Below are 26,149 nucleotides of genomic sequence, written 5' to 3' on the forward strand. Positions count from 1 at the left end.
ACCTCATGGGGAATCAATGAGGACTTTTTGTCGCCGATGATTCCCCGCGTCAACCGAAATCGTGGAACGTTAGTGGAACATATATAAGTTGCCGCTCGCAGACAATCAGAGAAAGAAGTCACCCTGACCCATCCAACCGGCGGGGCCCGCATGAGGCTGGCGTGGAAAAGCCGCATGGGCGGCCGTTCTTCTGACCGTGACAGGAGTGGGGAAAAACCTCGCTGCCGCTCGGTCCTGAAGGAGACAAGACATGCGCCGAGGGCCGTTGCCCCAACGCGACGCGTTTAACGAGCATCACGTCGTCGTCTATGACATCGAGACCATCTGCGACGAGGAGCCGGCCGACGGTTCCTTTCCGCCCTGGCCGCGACATCGCCCAGTCGCCGCGGCGTTCCTGACCGCGCGATGGACGACGGAGGGCTATGCGTTTCGCCTTGCCACACTGATGTGCAGGCCCGGTGAGGAGGCCGCATTCCACGCTAAGGTCGAGCAGCAGCTGCCGGCGGACGCGACCGGCATCGGTTTCAACTCGCGTGGCTTCGATAACCGCGTGCTCGCCATCCAAGCCATGAAGCACGTGCCCGGCTTCGACCATGCCGGGCTGGCGCGGCAAACGTTCGCCGGCCGGTTCGATGGCGCGCATTGCGACCTCGCGGATCAGTTCGGAGGCTTGGGCGGGGCGCGGCCGGTGGCGCTGGCCGAAATCTGCCACGCGCTCGACATCCCCATCAAGACCAGCACCAGTGGCGGCGACGTGGGCGCGCTGTGGCGGGCGGGGCAGTATGGCGCGATCCGCGACTATGTCCGCGAGGACGTGCTCGCCACCTACCTGTGCTGGCTGCACTTCATCGCCTTCGTGAATTCGGACGAGGCGAGCATCGTCTTGCCGCTCGCCGATCTCGCTGCTTGGCTCGAACGCGAGCCGGGTCTCGCCCACCTGCGACCGTTCGCCGAATGCCGGCCGGCGCGGGCCGCACGCGCGCGAGCACCGGCACTGCGGGCGGCGGCGGCATTCGCCAGGGCCGAACGCCGCGTCACGCAGGAGCGCGACGAAGCCGCCTTCACCGCCGGGGCCGCCGCCGGCTTCTGACGTCGCCGGGCTGACTGCCCGCCATCTCCACCACCGCACCATCGCTGCCGACACGTCCGGCGGCGCGATGGCGCGCGTCCACCGAGGATCGATATGACAGATACACCCAACACCTGGGTCGCCATGACCGCCGCCACCGTCCCCGTGCCGGCGTCCACCGACGGCCGCTATCCCGCCGAGCGTCAGCTCATCGGCGTCGGCCTGTTCATTGCCAGGTACGAGGATGGTCGCTGGCGGTTCGCCCGCCGCGTCAGCGCGATACCGGCCGGGGTGCCGGAGGCGGCCGTGCTGGAGAACATCGCGGATCGCCTGCCCGCGCAAGGCACGCTGATCGGCTGGCACGTCGATCACGCGCTGATGCCGACGCTGCTCGACGCGGCGGCGACCGCGCCGCCGATCGTCGCGCATCATTTCCTCGGGCGCCTTCACCGGCTGTTGCAGGGTGCAGTGGTCGATCTCGCGCTCGGCCATGGCACGGCGGCGCTCGCGACCATCGCGGCCGACATGGCGATCCGTGCGCCGCAATGGGATGCCGACACCGTCTCTTGCGCTTGGGCATCCGGGCGGATCGAGGGCGTTCGCTACGATCTCGCCGACGAGGCGCTGGCCATCTGGCGCGTGTTCGTCCGCGCGGCGGGGTTGGCCGGCCTCGACGCGGAGGCGGCGACCGACGCTTGGGTCGCACAGCGCAAGCGACTGCGCCTCGTGAAGCGGGCGGGCTGATCGTCAGACTTGGAAAGCGGGTTCCGCAGGGAAGCGGAAAAATGCCCCGGCCGACAGGCCGTCATACGAAAGGATGAACTCATGGATATGATGCTGCGCCACCAGAAGACGATGCTCGCGCTGCGCCAGCAGATGGGCTGGCCGCTGTTCAAGCCAGCCAACGATTGCCTCGCGTTCGGTAGCGGAAAGACCAGCGACTTCGAGGTGGGCATGGAACTGGGACGCATCGCGCAGATGCTCGGCAAGGATATCATCTACTCCGGCTGGGCCAGCGTCGGCGCGACCACACCCGCCGGCTTCACGATCGCCTGGCGCGGCCTGCTCACGGTCGACGTCATCAACCGGGCGCTGCCCTATGCCGCCAACGACCAGGCCCCCATCGTGCTGGTCAGCACACGCTGCGACGAACACTTCGTCATCGACCAGCGCGGCTCGCTGGCGCGAGTGCCAGGCAGGCCGAAGTCGCTCGGCGCCGGGCGTCGGCTCGCCATGAAGCGGATCAAGGCTGCGGCGAAGACCATGGGTGACGAGCTGCTGGCCGGGAACCGTCACGTGCCGTGGGGCTCCGACACCATCGCGCCGGACACGGTGCCGATCGAGACGGTCGTGCGGTTCGGCTGACCCCGCCGCCTAACCCCAGCCATCAACCTCGCGCCCGTCGCGACGCCCTGCGACGCCGCCCCTCATCCGGGCGGCGTCGCCGTTTCAAGGAGAGACCGATGACCCCAGACATCACCAAAGCCGACGTCGATGCGATGAAGCGCATCCTGTTCGCCCGCCCGCGCGACCGCCAAGTCGGCGACCATCCGGACTTCGCGGTCCGGCCGATCAGCGAGGCGTGGCGGCTCGACCGTCGCATGCCCGCTTACAAAACCGCCGTCGCCAACGTCGCTTACATCTGGCGTGATAGCGACGCAGCCGACAGGTTCGGACCGATGCCGGCAAAATTCGCTGAGCGCCGCTGTGAATTGCGCGGTGCGGGGCTGATGTTGCCCGCCAGCGCACCGTTATGGGCCACCCGCGGCTATGACATCTGGGAAGAGGCAGATGCCGCGACTGTAGCGACAGGCGATCCCACCGCGGTCGCGGCATGGCACGTCATGATGGAAATCCCGGCGTCGATTCGGACCGACGAGTGGCGGCAGCTGGTGAACGGTTTCGTGGCGCAGGAACTGGCCGGCCGCGGTGCCGGCGTCGCATGGGCGATCCATGCTCTTGAGGGCCTCGACGGGTGGATCGTCAACCCACACTCACACCTGATCGTTACCGGATTGCACTGGCGGCGCGACTATCGGCACGGGCAGCGCCATCCGGCATGGATCGGGTCGTGGCAGGCGCAACGGCGGCTTGAACTCGCATGGCGCCGGCGATGCTTGGCCGGGCAGCAAATCCCTTCTTCGATCCAAGAACGGCGGATAGGTTCCATTGCAAACTCGACCTGACGCTGAAGGCTTTAGGTGGGAGACATGCCTGGCGCATGAAAGATGGACATGCGGATTCCTCGTTGACTTCATGACTGGTGCGCTGATTATTAGAATCATGGGGACCGCGATCTCCCCACGAGGCGTCAGCCGAAGCATCGCGTCCTGTTGATCACGCCAAGGACGCGTCATGCCTGCACCCAACACGATAACAGTCGACAAGCTGTCGCGCCTCGTTGCGCTGCCGGGATCGCCCGTCGTCATCGATGTGCGATCCGATCCGAAAGAGGCAATACCCGGCTCGTTGATTCGGAACGCCGACGACGTGGGCTTGCGCCCGCTTCTCGACGCGTCCGCCTTCGTCGTCGTCGACGCGCGCGGCGAAGGGCCGGCAGCCGCGGCGGCAGCCTTTCTGCGCAGCGAGGGGCTGGCTGCCGAGACGCTGGAGGGCGGGTTCGCCACGTGGGCCGAGGCCGGAACGCCCACCGTGTCCTTCGCGCACCTCCCGCCGCGCCACGCGGATGGACGGACCTGGTGGGTCACCCGCTCGCGCCCGAAAGTCGATCGTATCGCCTGCCCCTGGCTGATCCGTCGGTTCGTCGATCCCGAGGCGCGCTTCATGTTCGCCGCGCCCGCCGAGGTCTCGGCGGTCGCCCGTCAGCATCAGGCAGAACCCTTCGACGTGTCGGACGACGGCGTCTTCTGGAGCCACCGCGGTGAGCGCTGCACCTTCGACGTCATGGTCGAGGCGTTCGGGCTTTCCGACCACGAGCCGCTTGCGCGCCTCGCCGCGATCGTGCGCGGCGCCGACACCGATCGGCTCGACGTCGCGCCCGAGGCGGCCGGCCTGCTCGCCATCTCGCTCGGTCTGTCGCGCCAGCACAGCGAGGACCACGTCCAGCTCGAAGCCGGCATGGCGATCTACGACGCGCTGTATCGCTGGTGCCGCGATGCCCAGGGCGAGAAGCACAATTGGTCGTCCCATCAGCCCGCCAAGCGGACGGAGGCGTCGGCATGACCGCCGCCGCGACCACGTCGCCCACGGCCGAGTTTGCCGTCCCGAAGCGACCGGAACCGGTGACGCTTCGACAGGCCTTCTGGGTCTGGCTGCGCATCGCACTGCTGTCCTTCGGCGGACCGGCCGGGCAGATCGCGGTGATGCATCGCATCCTGGTCGAGGAGAAGCGCTGGCTCGGCGAGCAGCGGTTCCTGCACGCGCTCAACTACTGCATGCTGCTCCCCGGGCCGGAGGCGCAGCAGCTCGCCACCTACATCGGATGGCTGATGCACAAGACGAAGGGCGGCATCGTCGCCGGCGTGCTGTTCGTCATTCCGGGCGCGGTCGCCATCATGGCGCTCAGCTGGATCTACGTCCTCTACGGCCGGATCGGCATCGTCTCCGCGCTGTTCTTCGGGCTGAAGGCCGCGGTGCTGGCGGTCGTCCTGCAGGCGGTCGTCCGGATCGGCGGGCGAGCGCTCAAGACCGGCGCAGCCCGCGCACTCGCGGCCGTCGCCTTCGTCCTCATCTTCTTCCTGGGCGCGCCTTTCCCGCTGATCGTCCTCGCCGCCGGTGTCATCGGCTGGTGGGCCGGTCGGCAGGGATCGACCGCGTTCAAGGGCGGCGGCGGACACGGATCGAACGGCGGCGACGTCGTCGCCGATGCCGACACGCTACTCGGCGAGGAACTGCCCGCGCATGCGCGCCCGACGTGGGGCGAGACGGCGCGGACGGCGCTGCTCTGGCTCGCCCTGTGGCTCGTCCCCGTCGCCGCGTTGATCGCTGCGCTCGGCCCCGACGACGTGTTCAGTCGCATCGCCACCTTCTTCTCGACGATGGCGATGGTGACGTTCGGCGGCGCCTACGCCGTGCTCGCCTATGTAGCGCAGCAGGCGGTCGAGAGTTACGGCTGGCTGCAGCCCAAGGAAATGCTCGACGGTCTTGGCATGGCGGAGACGACGCCGGGTCCGTTGATCATGGTCCTGCAGTTCGTCGGCTTCCTCGGCGCGTATCGCGACCCCGGAGCGCTCTCGCCGCTGCTGGCGGGGACGCTCGGCGGGCTGCTCGCGACCTGGGTGACGTTCGTGCCGTGCTTCCTGTGGATCTTTCTCGGCGCGCCATTCATCGAGCGGCTGCGCGGCAACGCCGCGGTCGCGGGGGCGCTGTCGGCGATCACGGCCGCGGTAGTCGGCGTCGTGCTGAACCTGGCCGTCTGGTTCGCCCTTCACACCCTGTTCCGCGAGACGTCCGCAGTGTCGCTCGGGCCGATACGCTTCGACGCGCCCGTTATCGCCAGCCTCGATCTGTGGGCAACGCTGCTCGCCTTGGCAGCGGTCGCCGCCGTCTTCCGGTTGCGCCTCGGCATCATCACGACGCTGATCGCGAGCTCGACTTTGGGCGTCGCTCTGCATCTACTCGGACTGATAGGTTGAACAACGAACGGCGGAGGATGGCATGGAAATGAACAGGCGTGCGGCGTTGGCGAGTGGTCTAGCTGCGGGGATCGCTGCGATTCCTGGCACCGCAGGAGCCCAGACCGCACCCGTGCCGGGCTTTACGCCGCGGCCGCTGCCGTTCGACGCCGCCACGGTGCCTGGCCTGTCCGCGAAGCTGCTGACCAGCCACCACGACAATAACTACGCCGGCGCGGTCAAGCGGCTGGGCGCGATCAAGGCGGAGTTCGCGAAAGTAGATCCGCTGACGGCCCCGGGCTTCGCCATCAACGGGCTGAAGCGCGAGGAGCTGATCGCCTGGAATTCGATGATCCTGCACGAGATCTACTTCGCCGGGCTGGGCAACGCGGCGCGGCCGGGCAGTCGCCTCGCCCAGGCGATCGAGCGCGACTTCGGCAGCCAGGCGCGCTGGGCGGCGGAGTTCACCGGCATGGGCAAGGCGCTTGCGGGCGGATCGGGGTGGGTGCTGCTGACCTGGAGCGAGCGGGACCAGCGCCTGACGAACACCTGGGCCGCCGATCACACGATGACGCTGGCGGGCGGCACGCCGCTGCTGGCGCTCGATATGTATGAGCACGCCTACGCCATCGACTACGGCGCCAAGGCCGGCGACTATGTCGACGCCTACATGAAGGTGCTCAACTGGGATGCCGCCAGCCGTCGCTTCGAACGGCTGGCAGCCCCGGTTTAAGCGACCGCCTGCTCGGGCGGTGCGGCGCGCGGTCGCCGCTGAAGCCGCGACGCCCAGGCTGTGATCGCGGGCAGGACGAGCAGGGTCAGCGCGGTTGAGGTGATCAGCCCGCCGATCACCACCGTCGCCAGCGGACGCTGCACCTCTGCACCCGTGCCGGTCGCCAGCGCCATGGGCACGAAGCCGAGACTGGCGACCAGCGCGGTCATCAGCACCGGCCGCACCCGCTCCATCGCGCCCTCGACGATCGCCGCGTCCTCGTCGGCGCCCTCGTCGCGGCGCTTGCGGATCGCGCTCATCATCACGAGGCCGTTCAGCACCGCCACGCCGGACAGCGCGATGAAGCCGACCGCCGCCGTGATCGAGAACGGGATGCCGCGCAGCAGCAGCGCGAACACGCCGCCCGCAAGCGCCATCGGCACCGCGCTGAACACGATCGCGGCGGGGACGAAGCCACCGAGCGCCATGCAGAGCAGCGCATAGATCGCGAGGAAGCAGATCGGCACCACGATCAGCAGCCGCAGCCGCGCCGACTGGAGGCTTTCGAACGTGCCGCCCCACGCCGTGTACATGCCCGGCGGCAGGTCGAGCGCGCCGATCTTCGTCTGCGCCTCCTCGACGAAGCCGCCGAGGTCGCGGCCGCGCACGTTGACCTGCACCACCACCATGCGCTTGCCGTTCTCACGACTGATCTGGTTCAACCCCTGCGTGTAGCTGAAGCGCGCGACCTCGCTCAGCGGGATCGAGCGGGCGGTCTGACCCTCCGCCGTCGGCAGCATCACGGGGATCGAACCGAGCGTCTCGAGGTCGTCGCGCTGGGCGTCGGCCAGGCGGACGACGACCGAGAAGCGCCGATCGCCTTCGAAGAGCAGCCCCGCCTCGCGACCGCCGAGCGCCGCGGCGACGGTGTTCGCCACCTCCTCGACGGACAGGCCGTAGCGGCCCGCCGCCTGCCGATCGATCTTCACGTCGAATGTCGGTGCGCCAGACGTCTGTTCGGCGCTCACGTCGCCGGCACCGGGAATCGTGCGCAGGACGCCCGCGATGCGCTTCGCCTGCTCGGTCATTTGGTCGAGATCGTCGCCGTAGAGCTTGACCGCGACGTCGGATCGAACGCCGGCGATCAGTTCGTTGAACCGCATCTGGATCGGCTGCTGGATCTCGGTGCGGTTGCCGATCAGCGGCTTCATGCGCTCCTCGATGCGGGCGAGGATGTCCGCCTTGCTCTTCACCTCGGCCGGCCACTCGCTCTCGGGCTTGGGAATGACGTAGGTGTCGGACGCGTTGGGCGGCATCGGGTCGGTGCCGAGGTCGGCGTTGCCGTTCTTCGAGAAGACCAGCGCGACCTCGGGCAGCGTCTTCAGCGCGTTCTCGATCTGCAGCTGCATCTGCGTCGACTGGTCGATCGACGCCGACGGCACGCGGAAGTTGGTGACGGTGATGTCCTTCTCATCGAGCTGCGGCATGAACTCCTCGCCGAGCAGGCCGAAGCACAGCACCGCCGCGGCGAACACGCCGGCGCCGGCGGCGATGAACGGCAGCGGCCGGGCGACGGCCTTCGCCAGAACGGGTGAGTAGCGTTCCTTGAACCAGCGGATCGGCTTCACCTCGGTCTCGCTCACCTTGCCGGTGACGACCAGCGCGATCATCGCCGGAACGAACGTCAGCGACAGGACGAATGCGCTCGCCAGCGCGAGCATCAGCGTCACCGCCATCGGCGAGAAGGTTTTCCCCTCGACGCCCTGGAAGGTGAGCAGCGGCACGAAAACGAGGAAGATGATGAGCTGGCCATAGACGGTCGGCCGGATCATCTCCTGCGCCGCGAGCGTCGTCTCCTCCATCCGCTCGTCACGGGTCAGCAGCCGGCCCTCGTGCTCCTGCCGTTCAGCCAAACGCCGCAGCGCGTTCTCGACGATGATGACCGCGCCGTCGACGATCAGGCCGAAGTCGAGCGCGCCTAGGCTCATCAGGTTGCCTGACACGCCGAGGCCGTTCATGCCGGCCGCCGTCATCAACATCGTCACCGGGATGACCGCCGCGGTGATCAGTGTCGCGCGGATGTTGCCGAGCAGCAGGAACAGGACGACGATGACGAGCAGCGCGCCCTCAATCAGGTTCTTCTCGACGGTCGCGATCGTGGCGTTCACCAGCTTCGACCGGTTGTAGACGGGTTCGGCGAACACGTCGGGCGGCAGGGCCCGGTTCACCTCGACCAGCTTGTCGGCGACGCGATTGGCGACGACGCGGCTGTTCTCGCCGACGAGCATCAGGATCGTCGAGATGACGGCCTCCGACCCCATGCGGCTGCCTGACCCCGTGCGGACAGCGCCGCCGATCACGACCTCGCCGACGTCGCGGACACGCACCGGCGCGCCGCCGCGCGTGGCGACCACCGCATCCTGGATGTCCTCGATCGAGCGCAGCCGCGCATCGGCGCGCACGAGGAAGCTCTCGCCCGCGCGCCGGACGTAGTTCGAACCGGCCGACACGTTCGCCCGCTCCAGCGCATCGGCCAGCTCGGTGATCGACAGGCCGTAGGTGGCGAGCGCGGTCAGGTTCGGCTCGATCAGATACTGCTTCACATAGCCGCCGTTCGAGTCGACGCCGGCGACGCCCGTCACCGTCCGCATCTGCGGCCGGATGATCCAGTCCTGCACGGTGCGCAGATACGCGGCCTTGGCCAATTCAGTGGTCAGCCGCTCGCCCTCGGGCGTCAGATAGCTGCCGTCGGACTGCCAGCCGGGCCGACCGTCGACAATCTTCACGCCCTTGCCGTCGGGATGGCGGAAGGCCACCGAATAGAAGAAGATCTCGCCGAGGCCCGTGCTGAGCGGCGCGAGATTGGGCTGTATACCGGCGGGCAGGCTGTCCTTCGCCTGCGCCAACCGCTCGGTCACCTGCTGACGCGCGAAGTAGATGTCGGTGGCGTCGGTGAAGACCGCGGTCACCTGGCTGAAGCCGTTGCGCGAGAAGGACCTGGTCATCTCCAGCCCGGGGATGCCGGCGAGAGCCGTCTCGACCGGGAAGGTGACCTGCTTCTCGATGTCGACCGGCCCCAGCGTCGGCGCGAAGGTGCTGATCTGCACCTGCCGGTTGGTGACGTCGGGGACCGCGTCGATCGGCAGCTTGGTGATCTGCCACGCGCCGAAGCCGATGACGATCAGGGTCAGGACCGCGACGAGCCACCGCATCCTGACCGAGAGCGAGAGGATGCGCGCGATCATTCCGCCTGCTCCTTCTCGATCTCGGCCTTGAGCAGGAAGGCGTTGGTCGTCGCGATCGGCGTCCCGGCGGTCAGGCCGGACACGATAGCGACGAGACCGCCCGAGCGCGCGCCGACCTGCACGGTGCGCGCGCGGAAGCCCATGCGGGTGCGCTCGAACACGACCGTGCGGTCGCCGAGCGTCTGCACCGCCTCCTGCGGGACCATCACACCGTCCTTGGTCGCGCCGCCGCTGGCGAAGATCCGCGCCTGGACCAGCTGGCCGGGCGCCAGCGTGCTGTCACCCGCGGTCGGCACGACGACCACGGTCGCCGCGCGCGTCTCGGGATCGACGACGCCGGTCTCCGACCGCACCCGGCCTTCGATGGTGCGGCCGTCGGTGGTCGTCAGCTCGACGCGGTCACCGGCGCGGACGCGGGGCGCCTGCGCAGGCGGCAGGCTCGCGGTGATCTGCAGGCGGCGCGGATCGGCGACGCGGAACAGCTCGGTCTCGGCCGCCACGAACTGGCCGAGGTTTGCCGGCGCGGCCGTGATCCGTCCGCCAACAGGGCTGACCACGGCGATCGAACGACCATCGCCGGCGAGCCTGACCGCGCCTGCCGCGGCCGATGCGCGGCGCGCGTCGGCCTGTGCGACCGCTAGGTTCGCCTGCGCCGTCTCGTAATCGGCTCGGGGCGATACGCCCTGTGCGAGCAGCGAACGCTCCCGCGCGGCCTGCCGGCTGGCGAGCGTCACGCGGGCGGCGGCGGCGGCACGGTCGGCGGCGATCTGCGATGCATCGCGGCTCTCGACCAGCGCCAGCGTCTCGCCGGCGCGGACCGGGTCGCCGATGCGCTTGAGGATGCGGATGACGGTGCCGGGCGCGCGGGCGGTCAATACCGCCTCGGCATCGGGCGTCGCCTCGACCGTGGCGGACGCCGGGATCGCGGCGTCGAGTTCGCCCGACGTCGCGCGCGCAACCGCGATCTGCGACGTCGCGATGCCATCCGGCGTGATCGCGACGCTGTCGCCGGCGGCGGCGGTCGCCGTCGCCTCAGGTTCGGGCGCCGGGGGCGCGGGCTGGGTCAGGCGGGCGGCGCCGAAGCCGAGCGCGGCCGCCGCGACGAGGCCGACGGCGGCGCCGGCATAGAGACGTGACTTGTCGTTCATTGGACCGGCTCCCCGGTGATGGTGACGCCCGACAGGCGGGCGAGGCTGGCGCGTGCGTCGAGCCGGGCGGCGGCGGCGTCGAGGACGACGCCCCTGGCCACACCCAGCCCGTGACGGGCGGCGAGCAGTTCGATCAGCGGCGACTTGCCGGCTTCGTAGGCGATGCGGGCGAGCCGATACGTCTCGTTCGCGGTCGACATCGTCCGCTCAGCGGCAGCGGCGCGGGCGTCTGCGGCGGCTACCATCGCGACGGCGGCGTTCGCTTCCGCCTGCGCCTCCAGCCGGGCGGCGGCAAGCCTCGCCTCCGCGCCTCTGGCCTCCGCCTTGGCGGCGGCGATGTTGCCGCGGTTGCGGTCGAAGATGTGCAGCGGCAGCGACACGCCCGCCACCAGCGCGGTGGCGTTGTCCTGCTCGAGCCGTCGGACGCCGACCTGCGCCGTCAGGTCCGGAACCGCGGCGCGGCGCTGGACGTCGACGCGACGGGCGGCGGCCTCGCGTTCGGCATCTGCCGCGCGCACCGCCAGCGTCTGCATGGGATCGAGCGGACCGGATATCGGGCGCGTGGCGAGCCGGTCGAGTAGCGAATCCGAAAGCCCGGTATAGGGGGTCGTCGCGCCCGCCAGCGCGGAAAGCCGGGCGAGCGCGGCCGTGCGGTTCGCCTTCGCCGTCTCGAGCTCGGCGCGCAGCGTGTTCAACTCGGTTTCGGCCTGAAGCTGCCGGAGGCGCGCTTCCTTGCCCGCACCGACCAGCGCCTTGGCGACGTTCAGGTCGGCGGTTGCCTCCTCGACCTCGTCCTCGGCGATGCCTATGCGGCGTTCGGCCACCTCGGCCGCGCCATAGGCACGGGCGAGTTCCCAGGCGAAGGCGAGCCGACCGTCGCGGCCACGCGCCTCGGCCGCCGCGACGCCGGCGCGGCCCGCAGCGATCCGCGCCGAGCGCTTGCCGCCAAGCTCGATCGGGTGGTTGTATTGCAGCGTCGTCTCGGTCCTGCCGAAGCCGCCGTAGGGCGACGAGCCCGCGAAGTTTTCCCCATAGACGCTGATCGTCGGGTTGGGCCGGGCGCGGGCCTGCTCGGCCAGCCCCTCGGCCCGCGCGACGTCCGCTTCTAGCACCGCGACCTGCGGCGAAGCCTCAGCCTGCCGCAGCAGCTGGGAAAATGGTGGCGCCGTCTGCGCCCACGCGGTGCCCGCGAGCATCGTGCCCGCAAGCGCGCCGGTCAGCGCAATCATGCGCCGCCGGCCGGTTCTGCCGTTCATGTACCTGTTCTCCACGTCTGTCCCCGATGGCGCGAGCGCGCCGCGGCGGGATTAGGCGCGTGGAGGGCGCAACAGGGTTGACGGGCCAACACCGACCAGCAAGGCGGCGTCGACGATGCTGACCGGCGTGCGCGACGTGGAGAGCAGGACGGGCGCGAGCGTCCGTGCCGGCTCGACGAGCCACTGTCCGGCCGTGTGGGCGGCAAGATGCACGGGACTGTCGGGGTCGGTCTGCGCCCCGCCGTGCGTATGCTCGACCGATTCGACGTGCGCCGGATCGTCGTCGTGGAACGTCGCGCCGTGCCAGCCGGACACGCCGTTCATCGCGAACACCGCCAGCAGGGCCAGCAGCGCACCGAGGAGCGTGGAACGGGAACGACGAGCGATCACGGCGGTCAGCCTAGGCGAAGCGGTCGGAGGCGACAAGCGCGTCACGACTTCGGCCACTTCGGGTGCAGGCGATCGATGACGAACGGGTGATCGCCCTCGTCATGCCCGCGCCGGTGTTCGTGATCGGCGGGAAGGTCGTCGTGCTCGTGCGGAATCACGTCGGGATCGTGCCCCGGCCACAGCCACAGGGCGGACACCGTGCCGATCAGCGCCAGCAGCGCCATCGCGCCGAACGCCGACGCCATTCCCGTCCGCGCGCCGAGCTGCCCGACCAACGGATAGCAGACAAGCCAGCAGACGTGGCTAAGTGCGAATTGCGCGGCGAAGAGCGGCGGCCTGCCGCCCGCGTCGGCCGATCGCCGCAGCAGCCGGCCCGACGGCGTCACGCTGCCGGAATAGGCCGCACCGAGCAGCAGCCACCCGATCAGCAGGACGTGCCAATACCCGGCGCCGGCCGGAACCGTGACCGTGGCGACCGCCATGAGCGCGAGCAGCACGGTCATTGCACTGGCGGCGACCAGCATGACGGTGCGGTCGGCGATGCGGTCGAGCAACTTCGGCAGCGTCAGCGCCGCCGTGATCGAGCCGCCACCGAACGCGGCCAAGGTCAGCGCCACGTCGCGCTGGCTGAACCCGAGCCCCTTCACGATGACGACGGTGTTGACGATCACCATGGCGCTTGCCGCCGCCGCCGCGAGTGTCAGCGCGAGCAAGCCGCGCAGCCGGGGCGTTTTCAGATAAACGCGCACGCCGCGCGTTGTCTTGTCATAGATGCCGCCTTCGTCGTTCGAGGCGGCAGGCCGCGGCAGCACGGTGCTGACGACCAGCAGCGCCGAGGCGACGAAGCCGATCGCCGTGCCCGAGAACAGCCAGTGGTAGCTCATCACCGTCAGCAGCCCGGCGGCGAGGATCGGGCTGGTCAGGCTCTCCATGTCGTAGGCCAGCCGCGAGAGCGACAGCGCGCGGGTGTAGTCGCGCTCGTCGGGCAGCACGTCGGGGATCGTCGCCTGGAACGTCGGGGTGAATGCCGCCGACGCCGACTGCAGGACGAAGATCAGGACGTAGACCTGCCAGACCTGGTCGACGAAGGGCAGGCAGAGCGCGACGCCGGCGCGAACGACGTCCATCGACACCAGCAGTGCCCGCCGCGGCACGCGGCCGACGAATGCTCCCGCGACCGGCGCGACGCCGATATAGGCGATCATCTTGATCGCCAGCGCCGTGCCGAGGACGGCGCCGGCGTCGCCGCCGGCAATGTCGTAAGCGAGCAGCCCGAGTGCGACCGTGGCCAGCCCGGTCCCGACCAGCGCGATGATCTGGGCAAGGAATAGATGACGATAGGTGCGGTTCGCGAGGACGGCGAGCATGCCGCCTCATATCCCCCCGGGGGGATATGGTCCATCCCTTGAACGGTTGGCTCGTCAGTTTCGAGTGTTTAGGAAAAGCGTATGTCCCACGCAGCCCACGCGAGCCATCCCGCCATCGTGAAGCGCCTCAACCGCGCCGCCGGCCACCTCAAGAGCATCGTCGGCATGATCGAGGCGCAGCGTCCCTGCGTCGACATCGCGCAGCAGCTCCAGGCGGTCGAGAACGCCGTCGCCAATGCCAAGCGGGAGCTGATCAACGACCACATCGACCACTGCCTAGTGCATGCCGAGGAAGGCGAAGGCGCGAAGCATGCGATCGACGAGTTCCGCGCCATCTCAAAATACTGGTAGGGGACCGGCAAGCCTATAAAAAAGCAAAACTGATCGTCGCGCGGTGCGCCGTTATCGTCGGCCATGATGCCCCCTTATTGCGGGACATTGTCGCCGCTAAACCCCTGTCAGTCCAGCCGATCCGACCGGATTGGATCGTCCTCGGATGCCTTGCCGGGGCTGCCGGCCTTGAGGTGGCGCGTGACGATGGCTTCCAGCCGGGCGTCGGAAGGCAGTTCGCCTTCCACAGCACCGCCGGCGACGAGCTCGGTGAGCATGGCGGTGACGACCTTGGCGAAGTCGGCGGTGGGCAGATCGTGATCAACGGCGTTGGCGGCGCGAATGGCACGCAGCACGAGGTCGTCGATGTTCATCTGCGCCCAGCGCCGATGCAGCGCCTCGCCGACCTGGCGGTGGGCGGCGGCGTCGAGCGCCGCCTCGAACTCGTCGGACGGCGAGAACCGCGCCGACGCGCGGCGCCGTCTGGGCTTGGACGTATCGACAGGCTTGTTCGGCATGATGCGCGGTTCCAGCAAGATAGATTGGCGCAACTTAGCGCTTGGCAAAGCGCCAGACAAAAGGGATCATAAGAATTAGTAGATGAAAGAAGTAGCAAGGAATGTCGTGTCCACCACTTTAGCCCCCGCTTCTGTCGCTGCGCTCTGTCACCGGGGGCGGTGGAACGACCTTCCTTGTCGGGCGGGGTGCAGCCCCTCCCGAACCCTCCCCGGGCGAAGCCGGTCATCATGACCGGCTCGCCCAAGAGCCGCGCGGCGGCCCGCCCCAGGCGGGAGGACTTTCGCATCCGGCTATCGCCGGAGGATCATGCGAAAGTCCTGGCGCACATCGCTGCAGCCGGGTTCAGCGGGCCCTTCGCCAAGCAGGACTGGCTGCGGTCGCTGATCCCCGCGATGGCGCCACCGCGCCCCAGCCGTGCCGCGCGCGGCGAGGACACGGCGCAGCGCATGCCCATGCCCGGCGGGCAGGAGGCCCTGGCGCTGCTGGGCAACGTCGCCGTCGACCTCCGCGACGCCGCCCGCGACCTGCGCCGCCTGCGCGAATGGATCGACCGCATCGATCCCGTCTTCATCGCCGACGAACATCGCGAACGGGTGAAGCACGAGCTGCCGGTGATCGCGGAAAAGGTGCTGACGCGTCTCACGGCGCTCGAGCCGGCGTTGCGTCCCCGGCTCGATAGTGCGATCGACGCGATCGTCGCGCCGAAGCGTCGTGCGCGATGATCATCAAGGTCACTCGCGGCAACGACTTCGCGGGTGTCGTGGACTATATCGCGCGCCTCGGCAGCTATGCGTGCAAGGGCGCGGCGCGCGTCATCGCGCTCGAGCGGCTGCATGACCTGCGCACCGCTGCGGCCCAGCTGGCCTATGACGCGGCGCTCGACCCTTCGCGTTCCCGGCCGGTCGTGCATCTCATCGCCCGCGCCGAGCGCGGGCTGAGCGACGATCGCTATCTCAATCTCGCGCACCGGGTGCTGAAGGCTGCGGGTCTGGACGGGCACCGGTTCGTCGCCGCCGTGCATGATGACGACGGCCATCTCCACGTCGTCGCGAGCGAGGTGGACGAGGATGGCGCCGTTCCCGCGCGCATCCATTGGCACAAAGGGGAAAAGCGCTCGGTCACCGCGGAAGAAGCCGAGGCGTTGCCACGCGGCATCGTGGCGAAACGCGCGTGGGACAGCCACCTCGCCTGGCGGCTGACCCGCGTCGCCCGCGAAGTGGAGATCGACTGGAACCTGCGCCGGCTGTCCTCGTCGGCGAAGGCCAATGCGCCGGCCGAGCCACGCCGCGAGCAATGGCAGAAGGAGCGGCTCGCCCGCACCGGCAAGGTGCCGCTGCAGGATCGCTACTGGACCGAGATTCGGGCGGCGCTGGCGCTGCCCGGCTGGGGCGAGCGGACCGCCGCGCTGGCCGCGCACGGCCTCGTCATCCGCGCGCACGAGGTGGGCGGTCGGGTGCGCGGGCTGCAGGTGCACAGCCTGACCGACGCGCAGGACTTCGTGAAGATCAGCGCGTTCGAGATGGGCGGCATGGCCAAGCTCGACGCCAGCGCCGGCCAGCCGTTCATGGCCTGGGCGGCGCAGGAACGCCGCACCGCGATTAGCCTGACCAAGCCCGCGACCAGCGGTAATCCGGACATGATCGCCATGCAGGCCACGTTCAAGGCGCACATAAAGGAATGGCGACGACGCGAAGGTACGAGGATCGCTGCCTATCGCCAGCGCCGCCGCGATACCGGGGCGATCGATGCCGACATGGAGGATTTCGCGAACCGGTTCCGGCCGATCCTGACCGTGCCGGCGTTCCGCCAGGCGCGGGCCGAGAAACGGCGGGGGCTGAAAGCGCTCGCCGATGCGCGGCTGGCCGCTGCGCTGGCAAACGCAGGGCCGCGGACGCCGCAGCCGGTGTTCGTCGACTTCGTGAGAGCACGTGCCGGCACGGGCGATGACAGGGCGGCCCGCGTCTATCGCGATATCGCCGGTGACGTGTCGGAGACGCGGCGTCGCGCGCTGGACCGCGTCGCCATGATGGCGGCCGAACTCTCGGCGACGGCCCGCGCGTTGCGCGAGCGGCGCGATCGCCTGCGCTCCGATATCGCTGCGGCAACGGCGGCTCTGCGCAAAGTGGCGGGCGATCTTGCCCAACGGGCGGAGGCGGACACGGCGCGGATCAAGGCCGCGATGCATACAGCAGCGCGGAATACGCGCACGCGCCTGACATTCCTCGCCGAGGGTCTGGCCCAGCGGCTGGATGCCTCCGGTCATCGCATCCGCGTCACCGACAGGGTTCACGTCGATCGGTGGCAGCCCGGCCCGGCCGAACGCGAGATCATCCAAGCCCTCGCGAACCGCCGTGTGTTCGAACAATATGCGCGGGTGCAATCGGAGCAGGTCGAGGCGCTGCGCGACGACGTGCACCGCACTGGCGCCGTCCGGCGCGACGGCCGGCGTGTCGCGTTCGATCCCGCACGGTCGGGCATCGGCAATCCCCAAGTGCTGCGCTGGGCGAGCGAGCCGGAGGTCGTGGCGGCACTACGCGAAATCGATCGCCGTCAGCGCACGGCGCAGGCCCATGACGAGCGCATCGAGGCCGACCGACGCTGCCGTGACGCTGCGACCGTGCTCGATCGGCTGCGCGCCACGGTTGCGGTGCAGGCTGCGGTGCTAACCGCATGGCTGCCGACGCAGATGGCGAACGAGCTGCGCCAGGCTTCTGCCGCCATCCGCACGAGAAGGGCCGACCTGACGGCACGCGAAGCCGATCTTCGCAAGCAAGCCGCGGTCGAGCGGGCGAGCATCGAGCAGGAGCGATTGACCCTGCTCGCATCGCTCGTGCCGACCGGGCGGGTCTCCGGGGCGGTCGCCACCTATCTCGACCTATGGCGCCGGGCGGTCGAGCCGATGCCCGCCGACCGGCTGATCGAGCGCAGCGCGATGAACGTGGTTGAACAGGACACGGTTCGCGCGATGCTCTCGCAGGGCTTCACCGAAGGCGCCTTGCGCGGCATCGTTCGGGATCGCTCGCCACTCCGGGTAAGCAATGACGTGGCAAACGACCGTCGCGCCAGCGAGGTACTCGCGCAGGTGCTCACAGATCCGGCGGTGCGGCGGGTCCGCGACGAGAAGGCGGCCGAGCTGGCCGAGCGACAGGATCGGCTCGACACGATGGCGATGCTGGAGCGGCAGACCACACGCCTGCCCGCAGAGGAACGGTGGATCGAGCTGTGGCTGGAAATTCTAGCCGAACGGCCGCTGGATACGGACATCCCGCGCGCCGAGCGCAATCGGTCGATCGACCACGAAGTCGCGGCAGTGATGCTGGGCGAGGGCGTTACGCTGGTGAGCACACGTTCGGCGCTGATGCGGTGCTCGCCGGCGTTTCGAGCGCTGCCGTCGCGCGAGCGCCTGGCCTATGTCGATGAGCAGATCGACGCGCTCGACCACGTTCTGCGCCGAATGCCGCCCGAACAGCGCGAGCGAGTGGGTCCGAAGCCCGTCCCAGCGCGAGCGCTTGCGCGGATGGCCGAGGCAGGCAAGGCCGCGCGCGCGACGTGGCCGGAGGACGACGGCTCCGATTGGGTGTCCGGCAAGCTGCCCGGTATGCCGCCCTCCATCACCGATGTTGCCAAGATCGTCGATGGCAAAGCCATCTTTGGCGGGATGGAATTGCAGGTTGCCGGCTCCGTCATGGTCCAGGCTGCCAATCACAGGCCAGAAGAAGGGGCGGTCACGGCTGGCGAGAAGGAGACCTTATTCGACGCTGCCGGCCGGCCGTTGCCCCATATCCAAGCCCTGCTGAACGGCATCCGCCAGCATCGCGGCGCATTCAAGCTCGATGACAAGGGGCGGCTCACTGCACCTGGTCAGCCGCCCGAACATCGGAAACTGCTGGCCGGCTTGCTCGCCGACCCCCAGTTCGAACGGCTGGCGCTGGCTGCCTTTCACGGGCGACCGAACCCAGCCGTCCTCGCCGCGGGGATCGGCGGCAACCAGCGCTAGCCAGGCGGGTCAGCTCGGCGGCGCTTCAGTGGCGACGCTGGGGTCGTCGGCAGTCGCAGCGGCAGCCATCGGCAGCGCCATCTCGGTCTGAGGACCTTGAGTCTCGCCGGCTGCCGAAGCCATCACGTCCGCTGCATCAGGTTCGACGTGACTCTCGGGCGTCTCACTCGTCAACTGTCGCCCCGCCAGCATCGCTGCCGCGTCGATCGCTCGCTGCTGGAGCCGCCCGGTCAGTAGATCGACTTGGCGTCGGACGTCGGTCACTTCCCGGGTCAGTTCCGCAACCTGCGCAAGCGCCGCGTCGCGCTCCGTTTCGACCTGCCGGCAGAGTCCCAGCAGGTCCATCCGCTCCGCCTCCGATCCTTCGCGGCTGCGTTCGGCAGCGGCGACCCGCAACGAGGCGGCTTGGTCAATCGTGCCGCCGACCGCGCGCACCGTGCGTGCGAATTCGACCATCGCGTCATTAGAGAACTGGTCGAGCGCGGCGCGGAACGCCGCGCTCGCCTCCACCGGCACCTCGATCCCCGTCACCGACGTCTCCGCTTGCCGACGGCGGCGCCAGTCATAGACCTTCTCATAGAAATCGCCGCCCGGCTTCTCGATGCCGAGCTTCTTCGCCACCTGATAGGGCTTAACTTCCTCGGGGCCGCACCCACGTTCGGCGGCGGTCTCATCCGCCGCCTGGTCCACCGCTTTCTGGCGGAACCAGTCGTCACTGTCCTTCATGATCATTCTCGCAGCATTGCGAGACGGCTTCCGCGATACCCGCGCGTATCGCTGGTATCGCGGCTATCGCGGGATGTGCCGTCTACGTATCATCAACTGGCGCATGGCCGGCCCGTCACCGGGAGCGCGCGGATGGCAGCAATGATGTCGCGAGCTATGGTGCCGCCCAAGCTGACGGCGGGTGCGCAAGATGGCCGGAGAGCCGGTTGCCGGCGCTGGCAACTGCTGTCGAGTCGGCGGAAGCCTGCCGCCTTACCAGCAGAACTACCACGCCAACTGCAAACGCGACCGCGATCGACGCCAGCCGGAGTAGCGCGCCCGGACCGCCAAGCCGACGATCGAGATATCGCGCGACAGCGGCCAACACTTCGCCGATCATCTCGATCACCGACTTGCCCTCAAGCTCCGCCATGACGGCGGGATCGACATCTTGAGGGGCGAGTGCATGATCCACGGGTCCTGTATAGGACGGACGTGGGCACCTCGCCAAACGACCTGTACGAATTACGCCTAGCCGCGCTTCAACGTCGCCGGACGCCGGCTGCTCGAACCGGCATCATTCCGAATCTTGCGAGGCCGCGCCGATCCGACCCTGGATCGCTGATCAAGCGGCAGCAGCCGGATCGGCGCGGGTGCGAGGTCTCCCGTAACGATGGGCACGTAGCGCGTCATGAATTCGAGGCGCTCGCGCAGGACGACGGTAAGGCCCTCGGTCGCTATCCGCTTCGAATAATGCTTGCCGTTCACGGTCGCGCGGGCGTGTCCCATCACGTCGGCGCGCATGATCTCGTTGACGCCGTCGACCTCGTAAAAGGAGGCACCCAGCGCCCGGATCGAATGGATGTCCGGCCCCTTGCCGGCGCGGTTGCGCTCGACCGGCAGGCGGTCCTCGATCCAGTCCGCCATATGATCCCATGCCCGTGCGTAGAAATGTGCGCCGCCGCGCTTGGCGGCATGGACGTAGAGTTCGGGGAACAGAGGGGTATGGCCTTGGTCGCGGATGGCGCGAACATAGTCGAGGAAGCCGAGCCGGATCAGTTCGGGGTGCAGCGGCAGCTTGCGGCGCCGCGCCAGCCGCTTCTCGCCGGCGAGCTCGCCGTCGCGCCCGCGCACGTCATTGTCTTGGATGACGAAGTGGGGGACGTCATGGTCGATCACCACCTCGTCCGCTCGCAAGCCGCAGGTCTCCTCGCGGCAGCTATGGTGGTAATAGCAGAGCAGCGGCACCCAATAGGCTGCATCGTGCGACACCGTCAGGTGCCTGCCGGCGGCGGTCAGGCGATGCAGCGGGCCGTCGTTACCGGTGTAGAGCGGCGATCCGAACAGCAGCGCTAGGTGTTCCTTGCGCCACGGCGGGCGGGGATCATCGCCGGTGTCCTTCACGGTCAACGTCGCGGCGGCGAAGTCGAGCACCAGCGTGTTGGGCTGCTTCGGCTTCCATACCGTCTGGGCCAGGTGCCGCGACACCCGCGACATCGTCGACAAGTCTCTGTTGACGGTCTTGGCGTGCCGCTGCTTGTCCGGCGTCACCGGCGGCAGCGTCGCGACGACCTTGGCGAACGGCACCGCCATCGCGCCGAACTGATAGTCCTTGGGTAGCCGCATCAGACCGCGCTTGAAGGCGTCGACGTCGAGATGGGTATAGGCACCGCGAGGCTTGTCGCCGGTGATCCAGGCGAAAGTGCCCATGATGCGGCGCTGCTGGGCGCAATCGCCTTTCCACGTCTTCTCCTGCCGCAACTCGGCGATGATGTCGTCGATCCCGTCGCTGAAGCGACGTTGGTCGAAGACGATGAAGGGACCGTCGGGGTCCGCCTTCGGCTCAGTCGACTGAATGGGCGGCGCATCGCCGAGCGCCATCAGCGCCTGCAGCGGGTTGGCCGCGTCGATTACCGCCGGGTCGAATACCCGCTCGGTGCGGCGCCACGCCTCCGCCCGTGCGCGCAGGATATGACTGCGGGCGATCTCCAGCAGCGTGCGGGACGCCGGGACGCCGATGGCGGCGAGCCGTTCGCCGACATCATCGTCGCGCAGGCCGGCGACGTGACAGAAATCGGCCAGATATTCCTCGATCGCGGTCATATCGCACCGGTCGATCCCGCGCGCCGCTAGGTCGGCTCGGTCAGTGTCGGTGAGCGCATGGGGGCGATCCGGTCGCCGGGCGATGCGATATGCCTCGGCCAGCGGGCGGGCGTTCTCGTCCATGAAGCGCGAGTGGCTCTGGTTGCTGAAAGCGTCGCCGAGGTTCCGGGCTAGTTCCTGTTCGAGCTCGCGGCGGAACAGGGCCTCGATCTCGTCCCCGGTCAGGAAGGCGCGTTGTTCCGACAGCATGGCCTCGACGTTCATCTTCACTAGCACGAAGCGGGCCGACAGCAGGGCGGCGCGCCTGCGGGCCACCGAAGGATCGGCGGTCTGCAAGGCCAGCGTTACCGTCTTGGAGATAATATTCTGGAAATGGATACGGCGGCGATAGACATACCGGCCGGCAATACGGACGGTATTCGGGATGCGGCACATGGGTGGTAACCTTCCCGCGTGTGCCAGTGCCGTGTGCGCTGGTCGTGCGACCAGCCCGGGCCTTGGCAAACGCTAAAAGGCAGATTTCCAATAGCTTGGAGCTAAAGTGGTCGGGGAGACAGGATTCGAACCTGCGACATCCTGCTCCCAAAGCAGGCGCGCTACCAGACTGCGCCACTCCCCGACGCGGGCACCGATTAGGCGCGCGGACCGCGCGACGCAATAAAAAGGGGACGCGCCCGCGACGGGTGCGTCCCCTTCGAAACAGGCCGCGCCGGGGGCGCGGAGGCCTTCAGCGGGCGGCGTTGCCGTCCGCCTCGTTCGCGTCGCGGACCGCGTCCGCCTGCGATTCGAGGTTGTCGGCCGCCCCTTCCAGCAGAGCCGCCGCGTCGGCGTTGGCATTGCTGTCGGCCAGCGCCTCCAGATTGTCCGCCTTCGCTTCCAGCGCGGCGGCCATCTGTTCGGCGTCGTCGCGCACCGATGTCTCGGGTTCCGGGCTGCACGCGGTGGCGAGCAGCCCGGCGGTGGCGGCGAGAAGAAGCGTCTTCACGACGTCACGCCCGAAATCGATCGGCGCTGGCGATTACTGCGCGTTGTCAGCGGCGTCGCGGACGTTGTCGGCCGCGGCGTCGATGTTCTCGGCAACCGCCTCGGCGTTGTCCTCGGCGAACGGGTTGGCGGTGGTGTTCGAGGTGTCGGCGACGTTGTCGGCCAGCGTCTCGAGGTTGTCCGCAACCATCTCCGCGTTGTTCTCGACCGGCGTCTCGGTCTTCGAGCAGGCGGCGACCGACATGAGGCCGGCGGCGGCGGCAACGAGCAGGATCTTCTTCATTTTCGAATGCTCCCAAGCATCACAAAACTCGCGCCCGACCCCAGCGCCGTCGCGAACGCTTCGAATACCCTACCGATTCCGTAGGTCAACCGCCAATCGACACAGGTTATCGCATGAAGGTGACAGCGGGGTGACCAGGCAGGCGACTAGGGCCGCGGCACGGGACCGATCGTTTCCGGCGCGTCGGCGACGATCGCCAGCATGGCCGTCCACGCCGCCACGTTCTGGCGCAACTGCTCCTTGTCGACCCGCTCCAGCGTGTCGTCGGGCGTGTGGTGGACGTCGAAGTAGCGCAGGCCCGACTGGTTCAGGTCCACGCCCGCCACGCCCCGCGCGACGATCGGCGCGATGTCCGCCCCGTCGCCCGCCTTCCCCGTGCCGCGCACGATGCCGAGCGGGGCGAGCGCGCCGGCCAGGCGGTCGCCCACCGCCTTCGCGCTGTCGGGCAGGCTCGTCTCCACCCGCCAGACGCGATCGGCGCCAAAGTCGCTTTCCGCCGCGACGACGTGCCGCTCGTCGCCGTGCCGCCGCGCGTAGTCGTCGCCGCCGAAGCCGCCCACTTCCTCCGCGCCGAACCAGACGACCCGGATGGTGCGGCGCGGGCGGCGGCCGGAATCGAGGATGCGCTTCGCCGCCGCGGCGGTGATGGCGACGCCGCTCGCGTCGTCGATCGCGCCGGTGCCGAGGTCCCAGCTGTCGAGGTGCCCGCCGATCAGCACAATGCCCGCACCCGCGTCCGTCCCCGGCACCTCGGCGATCACGTTGCCGCCCTCCTGTTCGCCGATCTGCCGCGGGGTGAGCAGCAAGCGCATCCGCACCGGCTTGCCGCGCCCCGCCACCCGCTCCAGCAGCGCGGCATCGGGCGCGGCGAGCGCGGCGGCCGGGATCGGCGCGACGCCCGCGGGGAAGTTCGTGACGCCGGTGTGCGGCAGGCGATGCTCGTCCGTGCCGATCGAGCGGATCACGATCGCCGCAGCTCCCTTGGCCGCCGCCACGCCCGGCCCGGCGAAGCGCGCCGGGCCCGCCGCACCATAGCTCGACCCGTCCTGCGTAGGCGCCATCGTGTTGCCGACATAGGCGATCTTGCCCTTCAGGCTGCCGTCGGGCGCGCGCGCCAGGTCGCCGTACGTGGGGAAGACGACGACCTCGGCCTCCAGCCCGGCGGCGGGGGTCGCCGCCGAATTGCCGAGCGCGGCCAGCGTCAGCCGGTGCGCGAAGGGAAGGAGGATCTCGCCCTTCTCGTCGCCGCGCACCCACGTGGGCATCCGATATGTCTCGATCCGCACGTTGCGGAAGCCCAGCGCCTTCAGCTTGCGCACGCTCCACTCGCGCGCCCGCGCCTCCGCCGGCGTCCCCGCAAGGCGCGCGCCGACCTCCGTCGTCAGCCCCTCGACGATGTCGTAGGCCACGTCGTCCGCCAGTGCCGCGTCGCGCAGCGCGGCCACGCGCGGATCCACCGCAGGCGGCGCGGCGGGGACGCCGCGGCGCTGCGAGGCCGGGGTCTGCTGCGAGGCGGCGGGCGCGGCGAGCGCCCAGGTCAGCAAGGGGAGGGAAGCGGCCAGGATCAAGCGGTTCATGCCGCCTGCGTATCGCGGCGCGTCAGGTTTGCCAACGCCGCCGTCCGCCCCTACATGCGAGCCGCATTCCAGCATCTTCGATACGGAGCGAGCGCGCCAGATGGCCGTCCAGTATACCTACGTCATGAAGGGTCTCACGAAGACCTTCCCGGGCGCGAACAAGCCCGTGCTGAACAACATCCACCTGCAATTCCTGCCGGGTGCGAAGATCGCGATTATCGGCCCCAACGGGTCGGGCAAGTCGACGCTGATGAAGATCATGGGCGGGATCGACCAGGATTTCGTCGGCGAGGCATGGGCGGCCGAGGGCGTGCGCGTCGGTTACCTGCCGCAGGAGCCGCAGCTGGACGAGACGAAGAGCGTGATCGAGAACGTGCGGCTGGGGGCCGGGCCGATCGTCGAGAAGATCGACCGCTTCAACGCCATTTCCGCGGAAATGGGCGATCCCAAGGACGACACCGACTTCGACGCGCTGATGGCGGAGATGGGCGAGCTGCAGGGCGAGATCGACGCCGCCGACGGCTGGAGCCTCGATTCGCAGCTGGAACAGGCGATGGAGGCGCTGCGCTGCCCGCCGTCCGATTCGCCCGTCACCAACCTCTCCGGCGGCGAGAAGCGCCGCGTGGCGCTGGTGCGGCTCTTGCTGGAGAAGCCGGACATCCTGCTGCTGGACGAGCCGACCAACCACCTCGACGCCGAGAGCGTGGGGTGGCTGGAGAACTTTCTGAAGGAATATGCGGGCAACGTCATCCTCGTCACCCACGACCGCTACTTCCTCGACAATGTCGTGAACTGGGTGCTCGAGCTCGATCGCGGGCGCTACTACACGTACGAAAGCAACTATTCGGGCTATCTGGAGAAGAAGGCCAAGCGGCTGGAGCAGGAGGAGCGCGAGGAAGCGGGCAAGCAGAAGGCGATCGCCGACGAGCTGGCCTGGATGCGCCAGACGCCCAAGGCCCGACAGACCAAATCCAAGGCGCGTATCCGCGCGTTCGACGAACTGGTGAAGAACCAGGAGAACCGCGCCGTGGGCAAGGCGCAGATCCTGATCCAGATTCCCGAGCGTCTCGGCGGCAAGGTGATCGAGGCCAAGGGGCTGACCAAGGCGTACGGCGACAAATTGCTGTTCGAGAACCTGGACTTCATGCTGCCGCCGGGCGGCATCGTGGGCGTGATCGGGCCGAACGGCGCGGGCAAGTCGACGCTGTTCAAGCTCATCACCGGGCAGGAGCAGCCCGATGGCGGCTCGATCGAGGTCGGGCAGACGGTGAAGCTTGGCTACGTCGACCAGTCACGCGACCACCTCGATCCGAACAAGAACGTCTGGGAGGAGGTGTCCGACGGGCTCGACATCTTCCGCTTCGGCAAGCAGGAACTGGGCACGCGCGCCTATGTCGGCGCCTTCAACTTCAAGGGGCAGGACCAGCAGAAGAAGGTGGGCCAGCTCTCCGGCGGTGAGCGCAACCGCGTCCACATCGCGAAGATGCTGAAGGAGGGCGGCAACGTCCTGCTGCTGGACGAGCCGACCAACGACCTGGACGTCGAGACGCTGCGGGCCCTGGAGGAAGCGCTGGAGAGCTTCGCCGGTTGCGCGGTGGTCATCAGCCACGATCGCTTCTTCCTCGATCGCCTGTGCACGCACATCCTGGCGTTCGAGGGCGACAGCCACGTCGAATGGTTCGAAGGCAATTTCGAATCGTACGAGGAGGACAAGCGCCGGCGACTGGGCGATGCCGCGGATCGCCCGACGCGACTGGCGTACAAGAAGCTGACGCGCTGATCCTCGCGTCAAGGGGCCACGTCATGCCGGGCTTGTCCCGGCGTCCACTGCGCCGCAGACCTTCGGTCGAAGTCTGGACGGCACCATGGATCCCCGGACAAGTCCGGGGT

General features: G+C 68.8%; 23 protein-coding genes and 1 tRNA gene. 11 read left to right on the top strand and 13 right to left on the bottom strand.

Features of this window, described 5'->3' with window-relative positions; all coding sequences use genetic code 11:
• The first annotated feature begins 250 nt into the window (after positions 1-250).
• From HBH26_RS09110 to HBH26_RS09140, 7 genes are all read left to right on the top strand, one after another.
• Positions 251-1,090 (top strand): 3'-5' exonuclease family protein, encoded by an 840-nt coding sequence (locus HBH26_RS09110; RefSeq protein WP_168134297.1) that lies wholly within the window; start codon positions 251-253, stop codon positions 1,088-1,090.
• A gap of 93 nt (positions 1,091-1,183) precedes the next feature.
• Positions 1,184-1,813 carry a hypothetical protein gene (locus HBH26_RS09115; RefSeq protein ID WP_168134298.1) on the top strand — a complete coding sequence of 210 codons (630 nt, stop codon included), beginning with the start codon at positions 1,184-1,186 and terminating at the stop codon, positions 1,811-1,813.
• 87 nt (positions 1,814-1,900) lie between these two features.
• Complete coding sequence (locus tag HBH26_RS09120; RefSeq protein WP_239024691.1) at positions 1,901-2,434, top strand: hypothetical protein; 534 nt, start codon at positions 1,901-1,903, stop codon at positions 2,432-2,434.
• A 98-nt stretch (positions 2,435-2,532) separates the two neighbouring features.
• A complete protein-coding gene (locus HBH26_RS09125) occupies positions 2,533-3,255 on the top strand; it encodes a MobA/MobL family protein (protein ID WP_168134299.1) in 723 nt (240 codons plus the stop codon).
• A gap of 169 nt (positions 3,256-3,424) precedes the next feature.
• The gene (locus HBH26_RS09130; RefSeq protein ID WP_168134300.1) at positions 3,425-4,252 is read left to right on the top strand and encodes a chromate resistance protein ChrB domain-containing protein; all 828 of its coding nucleotides are present in this window, start codon (positions 3,425-3,427) and stop codon (positions 4,250-4,252) included.
• The gene (gene chrA, locus HBH26_RS09135; protein ID WP_168134301.1) at positions 4,249-5,664 is read left to right on the top strand and encodes a chromate efflux transporter; all 1,416 of its coding nucleotides are present in this window, start codon (positions 4,249-4,251) and stop codon (positions 5,662-5,664) included. The genes HBH26_RS09130 and chrA overlap by 4 nt, the downstream gene beginning before the upstream one ends.
• 112 nt (positions 5,665-5,776) lie before the next feature.
• A complete protein-coding gene (locus HBH26_RS09140; RefSeq protein WP_338057308.1) occupies positions 5,777-6,376 on the top strand; it encodes a superoxide dismutase in 600 nt (199 codons plus the stop codon).
• Here the strand turns inward: HBH26_RS09140 and HBH26_RS09145 are convergent.
• Genes HBH26_RS09145 through HBH26_RS09165 form a run of 5 tightly spaced genes read right to left on the bottom strand, consistent with a single transcriptional unit; the run spans position 6,373 to position 13,761 of the window.
• Entirely contained in the window at positions 6,373-9,600 is a 3,228-nt protein-coding gene (locus HBH26_RS09145; protein WP_168134303.1) for an efflux RND transporter permease subunit, read from the bottom strand. The genes HBH26_RS09140 and HBH26_RS09145 overlap by 4 nt on opposite strands.
• Entirely contained in the window at positions 9,597-10,748 is a 1,152-nt protein-coding gene (locus tag HBH26_RS09150) for an efflux RND transporter periplasmic adaptor subunit (RefSeq protein WP_168134304.1), read from the bottom strand. The genes HBH26_RS09145 and HBH26_RS09150 overlap by 4 nt, the downstream gene beginning before the upstream one ends.
• On the bottom strand, positions 10,745-12,004 hold the full coding sequence (locus tag HBH26_RS09155) for a TolC family protein (RefSeq protein ID WP_168134305.1): 1,260 nt from the start codon (positions 12,002-12,004) through the stop codon (positions 10,745-10,747). Before HBH26_RS09155 ends, HBH26_RS09150 begins: the two co-directional genes overlap by 4 nt.
• A gap of 51 nt (positions 12,005-12,055) precedes the next feature.
• Entirely contained in the window at positions 12,056-12,394 is a 339-nt protein-coding gene (locus HBH26_RS09160; protein WP_168134306.1) for a hypothetical protein, read from the bottom strand.
• A gap of 41 nt (positions 12,395-12,435) precedes the next feature.
• On the bottom strand, positions 12,436-13,761 hold the full coding sequence (locus HBH26_RS09165; RefSeq protein WP_168134307.1) for an MFS transporter: 1,326 nt from the start codon (positions 13,759-13,761) through the stop codon (positions 12,436-12,438).
• Positions 13,762-13,878: 117 nt separating this feature from the next.
• On the opposite strand from HBH26_RS09165, the gene HBH26_RS09170 reads away from it, so the two are divergent.
• The gene (locus HBH26_RS09170) at positions 13,879-14,112 is read left to right on the top strand and encodes a metal-sensing transcriptional repressor (protein WP_476712834.1); all 234 of its coding nucleotides are present in this window, start codon (positions 13,879-13,881) and stop codon (positions 14,110-14,112) included.
• Between the two features lie 107 nt (positions 14,113-14,219).
• On the opposite strand, the gene HBH26_RS09175 is transcribed toward HBH26_RS09170, so the two are convergent.
• Positions 14,220-14,609, bottom strand: coding sequence for a hypothetical protein (locus HBH26_RS09175; RefSeq protein ID WP_168134309.1), 390 nt, complete (start codon positions 14,607-14,609; stop codon positions 14,220-14,222).
• A 174-nt stretch (positions 14,610-14,783) separates the two neighbouring features.
• On the opposite strand from HBH26_RS09175, the gene HBH26_RS09180 reads away from it, so the two are divergent.
• Together HBH26_RS09180 and HBH26_RS09185 are read left to right on the top strand one after the other, a co-directional pair.
• Complete coding sequence (locus HBH26_RS09180) at positions 14,784-15,332, top strand: hypothetical protein (RefSeq protein WP_168134310.1); 549 nt, start codon at positions 14,784-14,786, stop codon at positions 15,330-15,332.
• Positions 15,329-18,607, top strand: a complete 3,279-nt coding sequence (locus tag HBH26_RS09185) for a relaxase/mobilization nuclease domain-containing protein (RefSeq protein ID WP_168134311.1) — start codon at positions 15,329-15,331, stop codon at positions 18,605-18,607. The genes HBH26_RS09180 and HBH26_RS09185 overlap by 4 nt, the downstream gene beginning before the upstream one ends.
• Before the next feature lie 9 nt (positions 18,608-18,616).
• Here the strand turns inward: HBH26_RS09185 and HBH26_RS09190 are convergent, their stop codons facing one another.
• The 7 genes from HBH26_RS09190 to HBH26_RS09220 form a co-directional block, all read right to left on the bottom strand.
• A complete protein-coding gene (locus HBH26_RS09190) occupies positions 18,617-19,339 on the bottom strand; it encodes a hypothetical protein (protein ID WP_168134312.1) in 723 nt (240 codons plus the stop codon).
• A 148-nt stretch (positions 19,340-19,487) separates the two neighbouring features.
• Entirely contained in the window at positions 19,488-19,787 is a 300-nt protein-coding gene (locus HBH26_RS09195) for a hypothetical protein (RefSeq protein ID WP_168134313.1), read from the bottom strand.
• A 56-nt stretch (positions 19,788-19,843) separates the two neighbouring features.
• Positions 19,844-21,850: a site-specific integrase gene (locus tag HBH26_RS09200; protein WP_168134314.1), complete on the bottom strand. Its 2,007-nt coding sequence runs from the start codon at positions 21,848-21,850 to the stop codon at positions 19,844-19,846.
• 107 nt (positions 21,851-21,957) lie between these two features.
• Positions 21,958-22,034, bottom strand: a tRNA-Pro gene (locus tag HBH26_RS09205).
• A 108-nt stretch (positions 22,035-22,142) separates the two neighbouring features.
• A complete protein-coding gene (locus HBH26_RS09210) occupies positions 22,143-22,400 on the bottom strand; it encodes a hypothetical protein (protein WP_168134315.1) in 258 nt (85 codons plus the stop codon).
• A gap of 33 nt (positions 22,401-22,433) precedes the next feature.
• Positions 22,434-22,682, bottom strand: a complete 249-nt coding sequence (locus HBH26_RS09215) for a hypothetical protein (protein ID WP_168134316.1) — start codon at positions 22,680-22,682, stop codon at positions 22,434-22,436.
• Positions 22,683-22,828: 146 nt separating this feature from the next.
• A complete protein-coding gene (locus HBH26_RS09220; protein WP_168134317.1) occupies positions 22,829-24,259 on the bottom strand; it encodes a M20/M25/M40 family metallo-hydrolase in 1,431 nt (476 codons plus the stop codon).
• Positions 24,260-24,359: 100 nt separating this feature from the next.
• Here HBH26_RS09220 and ettA point away from each other — a divergent pair, with 100 nt between their 5' ends.
• Positions 24,360-26,039: an energy-dependent translational throttle protein EttA gene (gene ettA, locus HBH26_RS09225; protein ID WP_168134318.1), complete on the top strand. Its 1,680-nt coding sequence runs from the start codon at positions 24,360-24,362 to the stop codon at positions 26,037-26,039.
• Positions 26,040-26,149: the final 110 nt, after the last annotated feature.

It is taken from the genome of Sphingomonas corticis, assembly GCF_012035195.1.
GTDB classification, from domain to species: domain Bacteria; phylum Pseudomonadota; class Alphaproteobacteria; order Sphingomonadales; family Sphingomonadaceae; genus Sphingomonas; species Sphingomonas corticis.